The organism is Streptomyces sp. CA-179760, assembly GCF_050937045.1.
Taxonomy (GTDB): domain Bacteria; phylum Actinomycetota; class Actinomycetes; order Streptomycetales; family Streptomycetaceae; genus Streptomyces.
Genome location: NZ_JBNJLZ010000001.1, coordinates 991617 through 1005775, shown reverse-complemented (window position 1 = coordinate 1005775; position 14159 = coordinate 991617). Strand labels below are relative to the sequence as shown.

13 protein-coding genes are annotated in these 14159 nt (G+C 68.4%); 4 read left to right on the top strand and 9 right to left on the bottom strand.

Going from position 1 to position 14159, the window contains the following annotated elements; genetic code table 11:
- Positions 1-11: 11 nt before the first annotated feature.
- The 5 genes from ACQEV8_RS04320 to ACQEV8_RS04300 all read right to left on the bottom strand — a co-directional run bounded on the left by ACQEV8_RS04320 (position 12) and on the right by ACQEV8_RS04300 (position 5378).
- Positions 12-599 carry a TetR/AcrR family transcriptional regulator gene (locus tag ACQEV8_RS04320; RefSeq protein WP_432957456.1) on the bottom strand — a complete coding sequence of 196 codons (588 nt, stop codon included), beginning with the start codon at positions 597-599 and terminating at the stop codon, positions 12-14.
- A 592-nt stretch (positions 600-1191) separates the two neighbouring features.
- On the bottom strand, positions 1192-1722 hold the full coding sequence (locus ACQEV8_RS04315; RefSeq protein ID WP_432957455.1) for a hypothetical protein: 531 nt from the start codon (positions 1720-1722) through the stop codon (positions 1192-1194).
- Complete coding sequence (locus ACQEV8_RS04310; protein ID WP_432957453.1) at positions 1611-2792, bottom strand: tyrosine-type recombinase/integrase; 1182 nt, start codon at positions 2790-2792, stop codon at positions 1611-1613. The genes ACQEV8_RS04315 and ACQEV8_RS04310 overlap by 112 nt, the downstream gene beginning before the upstream one ends.
- Before the next feature lie 199 nt (positions 2793-2991).
- The gene (locus ACQEV8_RS04305; RefSeq protein WP_432957452.1) at positions 2992-4203 is read right to left on the bottom strand and encodes an allantoate amidohydrolase; all 1212 of its coding nucleotides are present in this window, start codon (positions 4201-4203) and stop codon (positions 2992-2994) included.
- A complete protein-coding gene (locus ACQEV8_RS04300; RefSeq protein WP_432957451.1) occupies positions 4200-5378 on the bottom strand; it encodes an FAD-dependent oxidoreductase in 1179 nt (392 codons plus the stop codon). Before ACQEV8_RS04300 ends, ACQEV8_RS04305 begins: the two co-directional genes overlap by 4 nt.
- A 543-nt stretch (positions 5379-5921) precedes the next feature.
- Here ACQEV8_RS04300 and ACQEV8_RS04295 point away from each other — a divergent pair.
- The 3 genes from ACQEV8_RS04295 (at position 5922) to pruA (ending at position 9353) form a co-directional block, all read left to right on the top strand.
- Entirely contained in the window at positions 5922-6875 is a 954-nt protein-coding gene (locus ACQEV8_RS04295; RefSeq protein WP_432957450.1) for a proline dehydrogenase family protein, read from the top strand.
- Complete coding sequence (locus ACQEV8_RS04290) at positions 6872-7648, top strand: GntR family transcriptional regulator (protein ID WP_432957448.1); 777 nt, start codon at positions 6872-6874, stop codon at positions 7646-7648. The genes ACQEV8_RS04295 and ACQEV8_RS04290 overlap by 4 nt, the downstream gene beginning before the upstream one ends.
- 79 nt (positions 7649-7727) lie before the next feature.
- Complete coding sequence (pruA, locus tag ACQEV8_RS04285; RefSeq protein WP_432972434.1) at positions 7728-9353, top strand: L-glutamate gamma-semialdehyde dehydrogenase; 1626 nt, start codon at positions 7728-7730, stop codon at positions 9351-9353.
- Positions 9354-9549: 196 nt separating this feature from the next.
- Here pruA and ACQEV8_RS04280 read toward each other — a convergent pair whose 3' ends face one another.
- The 4 genes from ACQEV8_RS04280 to ACQEV8_RS04265 all read right to left on the bottom strand — a co-directional run bounded on the left by ACQEV8_RS04280 (position 9550) and on the right by ACQEV8_RS04265 (position 12587).
- Positions 9550-10152: a HutD family protein gene (locus ACQEV8_RS04280; protein WP_432957447.1), complete on the bottom strand. Its 603-nt coding sequence runs from the start codon at positions 10150-10152 to the stop codon at positions 9550-9552.
- A 209-nt stretch (positions 10153-10361) separates the two neighbouring features.
- Positions 10362-11144: an NAD(P)-binding domain-containing protein gene (locus ACQEV8_RS04275; protein WP_432957445.1), complete on the bottom strand. Its 783-nt coding sequence runs from the start codon at positions 11142-11144 to the stop codon at positions 10362-10364.
- Between the two features lie 127 nt (positions 11145-11271).
- A complete protein-coding gene (locus tag ACQEV8_RS04270) occupies positions 11272-11718 on the bottom strand; it encodes an SRPBCC domain-containing protein (protein ID WP_432957443.1) in 447 nt (148 codons plus the stop codon).
- Between the two features lie 5 nt (positions 11719-11723).
- The gene (locus ACQEV8_RS04265; protein ID WP_432957441.1) at positions 11724-12587 is read right to left on the bottom strand and encodes an NADP-dependent oxidoreductase; all 864 of its coding nucleotides are present in this window, start codon (positions 12585-12587) and stop codon (positions 11724-11726) included.
- Positions 12588-12799: 212 nt separating this feature from the next.
- On the opposite strand from ACQEV8_RS04265, the gene ACQEV8_RS04260 reads away from it, so the two are divergent.
- A complete protein-coding gene (locus tag ACQEV8_RS04260) occupies positions 12800-13732 on the top strand; it encodes a LysR family transcriptional regulator (protein ID WP_432957439.1) in 933 nt (310 codons plus the stop codon).
- Positions 13733-14159 lie beyond the last annotated feature (427 nt).

Below are 14159 nucleotides of genomic sequence, written 5' to 3'. Positions count from 1 at the left end.
TGTCGCGCGGCTCAGGGACGGCGAGGCAGGGTGAGGGCGAGCAGCTCGTGGATCTCGGCTGCGGCTGCCTCGATTGGGGCGGTGCTCTCTTCGGCCCGGCACATGATCACCGCGCCTTCGACCGCGGCGATGATGAACGCTGCCAGTCGCTTGCTGCGCTCCTCTGGCAGACCGTTCTTCAGGAACAGGGCGGCGAGGGCCTTCTGCCAACGGGCGAAGACTGCCGCCGCCGAGCGGGCCAGCTGCGGAGCGTCGTCGTTGGTCTCCACGGCCACCGCCACGATCGGACAGCCGCTGCGGAAGTCGCTGTCGACGAGCCGTTGACGCCAGAGCCCGAAGAAGGCGTCGATCGCCGCCAGCGCATCATCGGCCTGCATGGCGGCGTCGATCAGTCCCGCGATGAAGTCACCCGCGAGTGCGACCGCCTCATTGATGAGCTGGGCTCGCCCGTCGGGGAAGTGGTAGTAGACCGAGCCGCGCGGGGCGTCGCTGTGGGCGAGTACCCGGTCGATGCTCGTGGCGCTGGCCCCGTACTCGCTCAGCAGCGCGGCGGCGCTGAGCACCATGCGGTCCCGGCTGCCGCCCTTGCGCGGGGTCACGCCGCCATCACCTCGCGGATTGCGAGCTGTGCGGGCGCACCCGTGACGCGTGCCCGTTCGAACATGCCCGGTGTCCTTTCCTGCGTACGGCGAAGCATCAAGCAACGCATCTACCAATCAGTAACTTAAGGTGGATGGCATAGAACATGCAAGAGGGTGCGACGCTCTCCGTGGGCGCGAACTATCTGGCGAGGCCAAGGCGTCTCGGGCTCGCGCGGGTCGTGGCCTGGGCGGGCGTCGACCGGGCACTGCGCCTCACCGTGCCACCAGGGCAACAACACATGGACGTATGAGGGGCGACAGATCGGCCCGCTCACCGACACACGTCTCGACATCTGCGCCATCGCTACTGGCTTCGACGCGAATGTCGTCCAGTTGCTGTGCCCGGACGGCCGCCCTCGCCGTCTTGCCGAAACCACCAAGATCATGGCTCCAGTCCGGATGTCACAGGCCCCTCCTGCCGAGGGACGGCCACTGTCCAGCATCTGCAGCCGCCGAATCCGCTGGTGACAGCCGTGCCGGTCGGTCGTTACAGTCGTGATCGCTGCCGGGCGGCGAGGTAGGGCGCCCAGCGGTTGCCAGCGAGCTGGGATCAGCGGTGGGCGGTCGCGGGGCTGATGCCGAAGAGATCGGCGACGACGATGGGCGGCATGTCTGTGATGGCCTCCATCAGCGCCGTGTTGCGTGCAGCGCGTACGGGGAGGCCGTGTTGCTTCATCTGGTCGGCCAAACCGACGGGGTTGCGGGGGCGGCCAGGCGCGGCGCCCGGCAGGAGGAGATGCCGGTGGCCCTGCGGAGGCTGTGGGGCGGGGAGTTGGGCGATCTGTTCATCGAGCAGGGTGGCCAGCGCCGGTGGGAGCAGGACCGGGTAGCGGTCGAGGGTGAGGTAGGCGGCCTCGGCTTCCCGGTGGAACTGATCGGTGGTGAGTTCGACGATCCGGGTCAAGGGCAGGGCGTAGAGGCGGACCAGGGCGCCGATGATGCGTACGGGCAGGGGTAGGCCGGTGTCGGTCAGGCAGCGCCGCAGTTCGGCCTGGTGGGTTGCCTCGTCCTGGAAGGTGCCGGGGAACTGCCTCGGCCGGTGGTGGATCTCCAGGTCACGGACGATGTGACGGGCGTGCACCCAGCGGACGAACGGGATGAGACGAGTGCGCTGAGTCGGATGCGCGCTCGCCCAATCGTCCAGGTGCGCTTGTGCCAGGTCCCGGATGTACAGGTCGTGGGCGTCGAGCCACGCTCGTCTCCCTGCATGTAGCTGTGCCGCAGGCAGTGCAAGTCCAGGTCCTCGTCCAGACCGCCGTCAGTCCGGGCCGCGACGAACGCCTCGTTGATCGAACGAGGCGAAAGGCGTCCCACCCGCTCGGTCACCCACAGCGCCGGATGCCGGCCCGGTGAAAAAGCGGGCCGGATCTCCTCGATCCACTCGCCCAGGACGTCCGCGACCCAGTCCATCTCCGGCACCAGCAGCACCGACCGGCGCTTGGGCGGAGCCCCTTTGGACGACTTGCCGTAGCGGACCGTCATGCTTCCGAAGCGGTCGAACTCCGGCGCGGAGCGGCTGCGTCGCAGATCGACGAGATCGACCCGCGACGACTCCGTGCGCCGGGTGCTGTAGGCGTAGATGGTCTTGAGGACAGCGGCGTCCCGCAGCGCGGTGAGCGCGCCCTTCCTGCCCTGGCCACGGATCCTTTTCCCCCGCACGTCCGCCGCGTCGAACAGTGCCTGTACTTCGTCGTAGTCCAGCGGGCGCCTGCGCGGATCGCCCTCGTACTCCACCGTGTGCAGGACCGAGTTGCCCTCGTAGAAGGCCTCTTGAGGCGCCTTGCCGAACCTGTCCAGACACAACTTCACCCAGCCGTACCGGGCATCCAGCAGGTACTCGACGAACAAGGCGATCATCACCTCGTAGGTACGGGCCATGGAGAGCTGGATCGGCTTCGCCCCGCTGCGCAAATGAGCGATGAACGCCTCACCGTCCGCCGGCGTCCACTGCCACGGGTACAACCCCGTGAACTCGCCCATCCGCGCGACCAGACGCAGCCGCGATCTGATCGTCTCCTTCTGCAGGACCCGAGCAGCCTGCTGCCTCGCCCACCCCTCACGCATCGCCGAGAACATCGCCGGTTCCGGATCGAGGTGGACGACGTTGGATGCCAGGGCGAGCGGTGCCGCACCGGGAGCCTCAGTGATCACCCATCTGTTGTATCTGAGACAACATCGATGCATCTGATCCTTGTTGGCAGGTCACCGTTACGAGTGATCCCGCGACTGTCGAGCTGCCAGAGCTTTGACCAGCGTGATTGGTACACGAGCCAGGTCGTAGCGTGTTGCAGCTGATGCAATTCCTCCTATTTTGGACCTACAGCCAGGCCGAATGGGGAAAAGGCGAGGGCTACGCGGACGCCAGATCCATCAGGATCAGGGCGAGCGCGTGTGCGCCGGCGTCCACATCGGCGTCCTCGGCGTACTCCTCGGGGGAGTGTGAGATTCCGCTGGGGTTGCGCACGAACAGCATTGCCGAGGGGGTGAACGGCGCCAGCACTCCCGCGTCGTGCCCGGCGCCCGTGTCGAGCAGAGGCGCGGACGGAAGGACCTTCGTGAAGCGCTGGATCAGGTCGGCGTCGAAGGTAGCGGTCGGGCTGTACGACTCGCGGCTGACCGACGAGCGGCAGGCTGCCGCGTGCGCGAGTCCGTGTGCCCGGGCTGTGATCTCGTCGACGAGGGGCTGCAGGGCCGACTCGTCCGCGTGCCGCACGTCGAGCCAGACGTCCACGACTGAGGCGATGACGTTGGAGCCGCCGGGCACCGGAATCACCTTTCCGACGGTCGCACGGGCACCCGTGACGGCCCGCGCGGCCTCCTGCACCGCAAGGACCGTCTGGGCCGCGGGGATCATCGGATCGCGGCGGTCCGACATCAACGTCGTTCCGGCATGGTTGCCCTGGCCTTCGAAGCGCAACTTCCAGCGACCGTGCCCGATGATGCTGCGGCCGATGGCCACGGGCTCGGACAGGTCGACGAGGCCTCGGCCCTGCTCTACGTGGAGCTCCACGAAGGCGCCGATGCGTTCCATGGCCTTCGCGTCGGGTCCGACCCGGTGGGGGTCGATTCCGTTGCGGCCGAAGAGGTCGGCGAGGGTGTCACCGTTCTCGTCCTTGAGCGCGAGGGCTCGGTCCACGGAGACTGTGCCGGCCATGAGTCCGGAGCCGAGGCAGGGCAGCCCGTACCTGGAGCCCTCCTCCTCCGGGAAGACGACGATGACGACAGGGCGGCTTGGGCGGAAACCGGAGGCTTGCATCGACTCGACCGCCGCGAGTGCTGAGACGACCCCCAGCGGGCCGTCGAACGCGCCGCCTCCGGGCACCGAGTCGAGGTGGCTTCCGGTCGCGACAGCGTTTTCACGAGTTCTGCCTGGTGCGTCCCACCAGGCCCAGAGAATGCCGTTCCGGTCCGTTTCCACGTCGAGTCCCAGACGCTGGGCCTCCGCGACGAACCACTCCCGCAATTCGAGTTCCGCAGGCGAGAACACAGGGCGGCTGTAGCCCCCGCGTTTCGGATCGCGGCCGATTCCGGACAGGTCGGCCATCATCGACGAGGCGGTCATCGCCGTCCTCCGTTCTGGAGGGAAGCGGCGCCGGGGCTGCCGCCGACCAGGAACTCCCGGGGGAGGGCGGCGCGGCCGGCGGCAGGAGTGCCGGCGCCGGCGAGATGGGCGGCGAGAACGCCGATGAGTGGAGCGAACTTGGCGCCGTGCCCGGAGCACGGGGAGATCACCGTGAGGTTGTCGGTGCGGTCGAGCACGAAGTCCTCGCTCGGGGTCGTCGTGAAGAGGCAGGTCGTCTCCGCGTACGGCTCGGGCACGAGGCCGGGGAGGTTGTCCTTGACGTAGGCGATCAGCCGTTCGCGGTTCGCCGGATCGATCTGGCCGTCCTGCTCGTATGCCGAGGGCAGCGCCTTCCCCGCGGCGTACTCCGCGAGCTTCTGGCCACGGAAATCAGCGTCGCGGCCACCAGGAAGGCTGTAGGTCTCTATCGCCTCGGTCTTGTGGATGAAGGTGGGCCAGCCCTCGGCACCGTCGCGGTAGGGGAAGTGGTAGGCCTGCTCCTGGGTGACCGTGAACCGCGGCATCGCGACTATGAACCGCTCGTCGGCACCGGTGTTCTGCAGGAGCCGGGGCAAAAAACCGCCGGTGCAGAGAACCACTCGCTCGGCATCGAGCATGTCACCCGCGGCTGCGTGCAGACGATAGCCGGACGTCGTCCTCTCGATTGTCTGCACGTCCCATCCCGTTCGCAGTCGGGCACCGTGGGAGGTCGCGAGAGAGACCATCGCGTTGACCGACCTCTCCGCGTCGATCACCCCGGCGTCCGGATGCCACAGCACCGGCGAGTCGAACTCGATCTGCCAGCGCTCCGAGGCCGTCGCAGGGCTGAGGAGTTCGTGCTCGACGCCGACCTCTTCCAGGGAGCGTGCGAGCGCGCCCGGGTCCCGCCGCCCGCCCCAGTCCAGGCAGCCGGTCCGGCTGATCAACTGCTCACCGGCTGCTGCCTCCAGTTCCGACCAAAGGGGTCGCGAGCGGAGGACCAGATCGGTGTAGAGCGTTGACGGGTAGGCGTAACGGAAGATCCGTGCGGAGCCGTGTGAGCTGCCTTGGTGGTCGGCCGGTAGGCCGCGCTCGACGAGTGTGACGTCGTGGCCGGCTTCCGCGAGGCGCCACGCGGTAGCGGCGCCGGCCAGTCCCGCGCCGACAACGGCAAAGGTGGACTGCTCAGTTGCCATGGTGAGTTCCTGTGAGTGGGTTCGTGACGGAGTAAAGGTCGCGATGCCTACGGACGGAGACCTCTGCGGATGTGGGGTCCCGGTCGCGGGTTCGACGGCCGTTGTCGGGCTGGCACGGCACAACGTCACATCCCGGCGCCGGGATGTGTGAGAGACCGCCTGCCAGGAAGCCGTGGCGGCAATGCGAGCGTTGCATGTGATCACATTTGGTGTCCATGGTTACCGCTGGGTAACTTCTAGGAAGTGCTCGCGGACGCCGGCTCAGGGTTCGTCGGGGTTGCCTGCTCGGCGAATCGAGCCCCTCGGTGAGTCAGAACCTAGGTGTGACCTGCTGGAATGATGAGCAGGTCCCGGTGGCGGCATGCGGTGACCGATGCGGTCACGGATCGACCGAGCGGAGCGTGGCGCTTCCATCTGGGTGGGTCTTGCGTGATGTGTGATCACAAATTACGGTGAGGTCTGCGCACCCCTACTCGTGCGGGACCGATGTGGTTCACCCGGCGGAGATGTTCTCGCGGAGAGCCCGGAGTCGCCGCGCATCCCATGTTGCTCCAGACGCTCTACCCCGATCAGAAGGGCATCCCCGTGCCGAACAAACTCCTTCTTGTGGCGTCCGAGAACAAGAAGCTCGGACGGATCGTCACCAAGAGCAAGCTGACCCGTCCCATCGTGCAGCGCTACGTCGCGGGCACCAGCCTCGCCGAGGCGCTCGATGTCACCGAGCAGCTCAACTCCGTCGGGATCGAGGTGAGCCTGGACCTGCTCGGTGAGTCCGTCCACGACCTGAAGCAGTCGGAGGCCGCGACCGCGGAGTACATCCGTGTCATCGAGGGCATGGCGCCGCGGAGCGCGAGTGCGACCGTGTCGGTCAAGCTGTCCCAGCTCGGCATCGTCATCTCCTCGGAGAGCTGTGAGAAGAATTTGCGCCGGCTCCTGGAGGCAGCCCGTGCCCACGGCTGCGAGGTCGAGGTCGACATGGAGCACAGCTCCGTCGGCCGGGAGACGCTGGAGATCTTCCGGCGCCGCCACGCGGAGTACCCGGAGACCCGCGTGGCCATCCAGGCCTGTATGCGCAGCACCTTCCAGGACCTGTACGAGTTCGGTGCCAACCCGCCGAAGATCCGGCTCGTCAAGGGCGCCTTCGACGAGAAGGTGGACGTGGCCATCCTGGACCGCGACGACGTGACGGCGCAGTACCAGCACCTCGCCAAGTGGGCACTCGCCAACCTTCCCGACCCCGCCTTCGGCACCCATGACGACGCCTGCATCGAGACCGTGAAGCGGACGGCCCGTGAACTCGGCATCGACAAGCGCGCGTTCGAGTTCCAGATGCTCCAGGGCGTGCGTCGCGAACTGCAGGAGGAGCTGGTCCGCGAGGGCTACCGCGTGCGCGTGTACCTGCCCTACGGCACCGAGTGGTACCCGTATCTGACGCGCCGCATGGCCGAGAAGCCCGCCAACCTCCTTCTCTTTCTTCGGTCGATCGTCGGTTCATGATGCAGCTCACTCGGCGTTCTCAAGGACGGTCGGACGACCGGCATCAACTCGCTTCCCCCATCGCCCGTACACCGCTGGTGCCGACGACCATGGCCACCCATGCCGCCGAGATCCCGGCGGGAGTCAGCCCCACGCTCGTGGCCGACCAGGTCTACGAGGTGCTCGCGGGCCGCATCTTCACCGGTGAGCTGCACGCCGGCGCGCGGCTTCGGGTCCGTGACATCGCGGAGCAGGTGGGAACCAGCGTCATGCCGGTTCGGGAAGCGGTCCGTCTGCTCGTCGAGAACGGGCTGGCCGTCAGCCACCCGCATCGCGGGGCCAGGGTCCGTGAGTTCACCGTCCGCGAGCTGATCGAGATCTACGACGTCCGAGCCGTCCTGGAGATCGAGGCCACGCGGCTCGGCGTGCCCCGGGTGACCGACTCGGATCTCGCGGTCATGCGGGAAGCGTGCGACCGGATGTTCCGCGCAGTGGTTCACGAGGACATCCACGACGCACTGGAGGCCGATGAGGTCCTGCTCCGGCAGCTCTACGTCGCCGGAGGCAATGACGTTCTCGTCCAGACGGTCGACTCACTGTGGACCCAGTGCCGCCCCTACAAGGTCATCGGGGCCCGCGCCGCGATCGAGTCGCATGACACATCGCTGTGGGAGCCCCAGCCGGCACTGATCGATGCGCTCGAGGAGCGAGACCTCGACGCGGCGGTCGCGATCACCCGACGGTCGGTCACGAGCGCCCGCCGCCGTCTGGAGAACCAGCTCGTCGCTCACTGACCGCAGCACCGTCACCGTAGGCCGTACGCCAAGCAACTCAACTGAAAGGGAAGTCCTCATGTCCGCCACACCCATCAGCATCGCCGCGAACCCGCGGATGCCCGCGCCGAAGAACGAACCGTCGCGGGACTTCGTGCCCGGATCGCCGGAGTCGCGATCGGTATCGGCCGCGATCGAGAACATCCGCGCCAACCCGCGGGAGATTCCCCACGTCGTCAACGGCGAGCGGATCATGACCGCCGACACCACGCGCGTCGTCGAGCCGCATGCCCACGGGAGCGTCATCGGCACCATGGCCGTGGCGGACGAGACCGTGACGAAGAAGGCGATCGCGGCCTCCCTGGCGGCAGCACACGAGTGGTCCCGCACCCCCTGGTGGGAGCGCGCGGCGATCATGCTGCGAGCGGGCGACCTGGCGGCGGGAAAGTACCGCGACGAGCTGGTCGCCACGACCATGACGGGACAGTCCAAGACGTTCCACCAGTCGGAGATCGACGCCGCAAGTGAGTTCGCGGACTTCATGCGTTTCAACGCGCACCTCGCGCAGCAGATCTACGCCGACCAGCCGGCGTCGCTTCCCGGTGACATCAACATCCTCGACCAGCGTCCGCTGGAGGGATTCGTCCTCGCGATCACCCCGTTCAACTTCACCGCGATCGGCGTCAACCTGCCGACGACCCCCGCCCTCATGGGCAACACCGTCGTGTGGAAGCCCGCGGAGAAGGCGGCTCTCGCGGCCGAGGTCACGATGCGGGTGCTCGAGGAGGCCGGGCTGCCGCCGGGCGTCATCAACCTGGTCCACGGTTCGGGCGCCGCGGTGTCTTCCACCGCCATCGCGGACCCGGATTTCGCGGGCCTTACCTTCACGGGCTCCACGGCGGTCTTCCGAAGCCTGTGGCGCGCCGTCGGCGACAACATCGACACCTATCGTTCCTTCCCCCGGCTGGTCGGCGAGACCGGCGGCAAGAACGCCGTCCTCGTCCACCCGACGGCGGACATCGACGCCGTGCGCACCGCGCTGGTCCGTTCGGCCTTCGAGTACCAGGGGCAGAAGTGCTCCGCGGCCTCGCGCGCGTACATCGCGCGCTCGGTGTGGAACAAGCTCCGTGACGAGCTGGTGGACATCGTCCGCGAGCTGCCCGTCGGCGATCCGACCAGGCACGAGACGTACGTCGGTGCGGTGATCGACCGGACCGCCGCGGACCGCCTCCAGTCGGCATTCGACCGCGCGAACGCGCTCGACACCCACGAGCTCCTGGTGGGCGGCAGGACCGACACATCGACCGGCTGGTTCGTCGACCCGACGATCTACACCACGACCGACCCGACGGCGTTCACCCTGTCGGAGGAGTTCTTCGGTCCGCTGCTCACCGTGTACGTCTACGAGGACGGCGAGTGGGACACGGTCCTGCGCGAGGTCGACCGTGCCAGCGGCTACGCGTTGACGCTGTCCGTCTTCGCCTCCGACCGCCGGGCGATCTCGAAGGCCCTCGACGAACTCCGCAACACGGCCGGCATGACCTACATCAACGACAAGCCGACCGGGGCACTCATGGGCCAGGTGTCCTTCGGCGGCGGCCGGGCCTCGGGCACCAACGACCGAACCGGTTCGCGCCTGGCGCTGCAGCGCTGGATCTCACCGCGGTTCATCAAGGAGAGCCTCACCTCCGCCACGGACTGGAGCTACCCGTACCTCCAGCGGTGACGTCGTGCCCGTGCAGATGGCCGCGCCGGCGACTTGTGACCGTACGGCGGGGTGCGCAGGGCCGGGCTCCCGACGCGCCCCGCCGCGGTGTCATCGTGACGTCACTGGTGCGGCGTGCGCGCCATGATGCGGGAGCGTCAGTACATCGTCGACACCGAGGACGAGACGACCAGTCGGCGGGCGCCGGTTCACGTCGTCAGCACGCCGCGGTGACCCTGATCCCGGCCACCGTGCCGTCGCCCCGCAGAGTCAGCGCCACCGGGCCTTCGTGACGCACGCAGTCGAGGCGACCGAGCGTGGTCTCCCGGCCGTCCGGTCCGCCGACGGCGATGCCCTCGGTGACAGCCATGACGAGGAGCGTCTCGCCCGTGGCGCACGCCATCTCTTCCCCCTGTGCAGCGGCAACGGTGATGATCCGCACCTGTGCCGTCGCCCGGTCCCTGTGGGTCATCACATTCATGTTGCGGACCGCGCCCGCCTCCAGCTGACAGTCCGTCGCTGCGTCGCCTGAGAAGGCGAAGGGACTCAACGGCCCGACCGGATGCGGTGTTCCGTCCACCGTCAGCACCATGCCCTCGCCCTCGACGAGGGTGATCACGCGATCGATCCCGGGAAAGGTGGAGAAAGAGCCTCCCGCGTCCACGTCCGCGACGCTCACCCGCCAGTCGAAGCCGTCCGCGGGCTCCATCGAGGCCAGGGGCGCGTGCACAGTGCCCGACGCGACCTCTCGGGTCGTACCGCCGCGGTTCTTCCACGGCACGCTGCGATACTCGCTCCAGCGCAGAGCATCTCCGCCCATACGACACCGTCTCCTTGCTCCGTCATCCGGCCGGCCGCGTCACCGACGAACCCGGGCCACCGGTCTCTCGGTCGTCGGATCGCGGGAGTGCCCAGCCACGTGATCATCGAGTCCGGGGCCAGCCTACGCACCGACCAGACGCGCAGGGCGGGGGTGCCTCACCGGACGGGGTGAGCCGCGAGGCTCGCGAGCCGGAGGAGCACCTCACTTCAGGTGTGCGAAGGCGTGCTCGCAGACCGCGCGGACGGACGCGATCGGCTTTGTTGGCCTGCTTCTTCGCCGGGGTCTGATACGTCCTCGTCAGGACTTGTTGTGTGCTTGCGCCAGGGCCGCACGAATCTCCTGGACGCCGGCCGGCTTTCCCGGGTCCTGAGGCCAGGGCAGTCGGGGATCCGCCAGATAGGGGAGAACCCAGGCGGGGTTGCCGTCCTGGACGCGCCAGCTCTCCGCCGTGGCGCCGGCGTCGACGGTGTCGTAGCCGAGCCGGTCGAGCAGGGCGGTGACGGACTTCTTGGCCGCGTCGTCGTCGCCGGTGATCGGAAGGGCGCTGCGGTCGGGGATCCGGCGGGACGGGCGAGGGTGATGAGGTGCTCGAAGTAGATGGTGCTGAAGGTCTTGATCGCGCGTGCTTCCGGCACGTACCGCTGGAACAGCTCTCCTGCGGTCAGGCCGTCCGCCGGCAGAGCGGCGATGACGCCGTCCCGCGACCGGTAGTAGTTGTTCGCGTCGATGACGATCTTCCCGGCGAGGGCGTCGGCGGGCAGGTGGGGTACGGCGCTGAAGGGGACGGCGACGACCGTCCAGTCGCCTGCCGCGGCGGCCTCCGCCGGAGTGGCGGCGCGTGCCCGGGGGCCGAGGTGGTCGGTGAGGCCTCGCAGGGTTTCGGGGCCGCGTGAGTTGCTGAGCACCACGTCGATCCCTGCGTTGACGGCAAGGCGCGCAACCGCGCCGCCGAGGCTGCCGCTGCCGATGATGCCGAGCGTGTCGTTCATTGCTGTCCTTCTTGTGGGTGGGGGGCTGTGTCTTTTGGGTCCAGCCGGAGCCCGCGGACCGAGGGGAGTCCGGGCCGCGGGCGTATTGGGGGATGGGGTGCTCAGGGGTGTGGGCTGCGCGGAACTGTCAGCGGACGGCTTCGACCTGCTTGGCCAGGGCCTTGCCGTAACTCACGTAGCGCTCCTCCGTCCGGGACCGGCCGTCGCCGTCCACGAACTGCGCGGCGGCCGGGCCGGTGATCTCCTCGGATTCCGTGAGGCGCGTTCCGCCGTCATACGGCTCGAGGACGTAGGAATGCAGTGCGTTGACAACATCCGGGACTCCGGCCTCCCAGGCGAACCGCCGCGGTGCCTCGTAGTGGACGACGGTGAAGTCGTGTTCCCCGTCGGCTTCGGATCCGTTCGTCACCTGGGCCCGCAGCGGGGCTCCGGGCAGGAATTCATCGGGGAGTTCGGTGAAAAGCAGCCCGGGGTGCCACTGTGCGTATGCGGCGAAGTCGGTCAGTACGCTCCACACTTCCTCCGGGGAAGCTGCGATGTCGGTGACTGCGGTGATGACTGAACTGCTCTCCATGTTTCTCATATCTCCTTATTGTTTTCGAGGATGATCTTTCCCCGGGCGTGGCCGCCGGCCAGCAGCTGCTGGGCCTGCGCCGCCTGGGCGAGGGGGAAGGTCCGGCCGACGTGCACCGTGAGCTTGCCCTCCTCGGCGAGCTCCACCAGCCGGGTCAGGTCATCGCCGTCGAGATGGACGAAGACGTCGATGGCTCCCGGGTACTCGGCGGCGGACAGCGCGATGGAAGCGACCCGCGCCCCGAGGGCGGCGATCGCGTGCGTCGTGGCCAGGGAGCCGCGTCCGGCGGTGTCGAGGATCGCGTCGACCCCGTCCGGGGCGATCTTGCGTACCTGCTCGACGAGCTCGTCGCCGTAGCGCACCGGCGTCGCTCCCAGGGATGCGATGAATTCCTGGCTGGCCTCGGAGCCCGTCCCGATCACCCGTGCGCCCCGCGCGGCGGCGATCTGAACGGCGAGGTGCCCCACCCCGCCCGCCGCCCCGTGGACCAGCACGGTGTCGCCGGCGGTCACCTCAAGGCTGTGCACGATCGCCTGGTAGGCGGTGAGTCCGGCGAGCGGCAGCCCGGCGGCCTGGGCCCAGCTCAGGTTCCTCGGCTTGCGGACCAGCTGGCGCGGTTCGGCCGAGATCTTCTCGGCGTAGGTGCCGTAGTGCATGGCCTTGTCGCGGACGAAGCCGATCACCTCGTCGCCCGGCCTGAATCCCGTCGTCGCGACTCCGGCCTGCTCGATGACCCCCGCCAGATCCCACCCAGGGGTCACCGGGAAGAGGGAGTCCACAAGCGGATCCGGGGCTCCGCTCTGGAATCCCAGATCCGCCGGGTTGAGGGCCGCGGCCTCGATTCTCACCAGAACGAGATCGGAGAACATCTTCGGATCCGGAACATCGACGACTTCAAGGACCTCGGGTCCGCCGAATTTCTGATACTGAACGGCTTTCACAACTCTGCCTCTCGTGATGCGTGCGGGTCGGCACGGCACAAGCACCTCATCCGGCCGGGGCCCGGGGCGCACCACCAAGCTGACCAGGACGGCCACGGCGGAGCAATGACTGTCTGGGCATCAGGTAATACCCTGGGAGCATGAATCAACTGGAGACTCGGGAACTCACCTACTTCGTGGCCGTGGCCGAGACGCTGCACTTCAGCCAAGCCGCGGAACGCCTGGGCATCACACAGCCGCCCCTGTCCCGGGCCATCGCCCACCTGGAGCGGCGCGTGGGCGTCCCGCTCCTGGAACGCACCACACGGAAGGTGACACTGACCGCCGCCGGCGAGGTCTTCCTGGCCGAATGCCGCACCATCCTGGCGGCGATGGACACGGCCATGCGCAAGACACGCAAAGCCGCCGAGCAGCGGGTCACCCTCGCGGCTCGCCCCGGCTCCGGCCCCGGTGTCCTGCCCGCCCTGCTCGCCGCCGCCGACGGTGCGGACGGCGTGCACGCTGACGTCGTGTTCACCTACGACGAGATCGGCGCCCTTCGAGACGGCACCGCGGACGTCGCCCTCATGTGCCAGACGGTTGCCACCCCCGGCCTCGAACTGATCGAGCTCGGCCCGGAAGAGCCGGTCGTCCTGCTCCCGGCAAGCCACCCTCTGGCCGAGCATCCGTTCTTGACGCTCACCGAGGTGGAGGCACTATCGGGCTACGAGGCGCAACTGCCGAACGAGGCACTGGACGTCATGGTCGACCGTGTCGCACTCGGGCAACTCGTGGTCGTCGTCGGCGAAAGCGTCCGCGGCCGCTTCGGTGAATCGGTACGAGCCGTGCCTGTCCACGGATACCCGCCCACCCAACTGGTGCTGGCCTGGCTCCCGGACGCCCGCCCGGCCGCGACCCGCCTCACCGCGACGGCCCACGCCTTGCTGGCGGGACGCCCACCGGGACAGTCGGCGCTGGGAAGCACAGACCTCAGCACAAACCGGCCGTACGAGGGAGGCGGCCGGCAAGATGCACAGCGGTCGGCTGCGCCAGTCGGCGGCGAGGCGATTCCTGGGGGTCGGCCCGCCGCGTGAGCGGCCCGTCGGGCCGGGGTTCGGCGGCTTCCACGATCAGGGCTCAACGGGTCTGTTCAATTGCCGGGAGTCGCTGTGGTGACTCCATCAGGCTGACACGCGCCGAGTCGGTCGCGAGCGGGTCCTGCGTGACTCGTCGGTGACCTGTCCGCAGGAAGCACCCCGGTTCCGCACCCGGTGGGCCGTGCACCACATCCGCATCAGCCACCACGCATCAAGCGTCAGGCGGGCCAACGGCCACGGCGTCGCTGTAGCGGCGGGCGACGAGCATGGCCTCGTCAACTCGGGCCCGGTGCCGTCGGTCGCTCACTATCCGCCCTCCCGCGCGACGGCACGGAAACCGCTCACCGAACCGGCGGGCGCCTTCCCTGCCTGCCAAGCGGCCCGGGCTCGTCGCCCGCCAGGGACAGTGAACTCACCATCGCAC

What these genes read in the sequence shown, in the direction of transcription:
- ACQEV8_RS04305 (WP_432957452.1), bottom strand. Translation starts at nt 4,203, where the DNA reads ATGACCGCCTCGTCGATGATGGCCGACCTGTCCGGAATCGGCCGCGAT.
- ACQEV8_RS04300 (WP_432957451.1), bottom strand. Translation starts at nt 5,378, where the DNA reads ATGGCAACTGAGCAGTCCACCTTTGCCGTTGTCGGCGCGGGACTGGCC.
- ACQEV8_RS04295 (WP_432957450.1), top strand. Translation starts at nt 5,922, where the DNA reads ATGTTGCTCCAGACGCTCTACCCCGATCAGAAGGGCATCCCCGTGCCG.
- ACQEV8_RS04290 (WP_432957448.1), top strand. Translation starts at nt 6,872, where the DNA reads ATGATGCAGCTCACTCGGCGTTCTCAAGGACGGTCGGACGACCGGCAT.
- ACQEV8_RS04280 (WP_432957447.1), bottom strand. Translation starts at nt 10,152, where the DNA reads ATGGGCGGAGATGCTCTGCGCTGGAGCGAGTATCGCAGCGTGCCGTGG.
- ACQEV8_RS04275 (WP_432957445.1), bottom strand. Translation starts at nt 11,144, where the DNA reads ATGAACGACACGCTCGGCATCATCGGCAGCGGCAGCCTCGGCGGCGCG.
- ACQEV8_RS04270 (WP_432957443.1), bottom strand. Translation starts at nt 11,718, where the DNA reads ATGGAGAGCAGTTCAGTCATCACCGCAGTCACCGACATCGCAGCTTCC.
- ACQEV8_RS04265 (WP_432957441.1), bottom strand. Translation starts at nt 12,587, where the DNA reads ATGTTCTCCGATCTCGTTCTGGTGAGAATCGAGGCCGCGGCCCTCAAC.
- ACQEV8_RS04260 (WP_432957439.1), top strand. Translation starts at nt 12,800, where the DNA reads ATGAATCAACTGGAGACTCGGGAACTCACCTACTTCGTGGCCGTGGCC.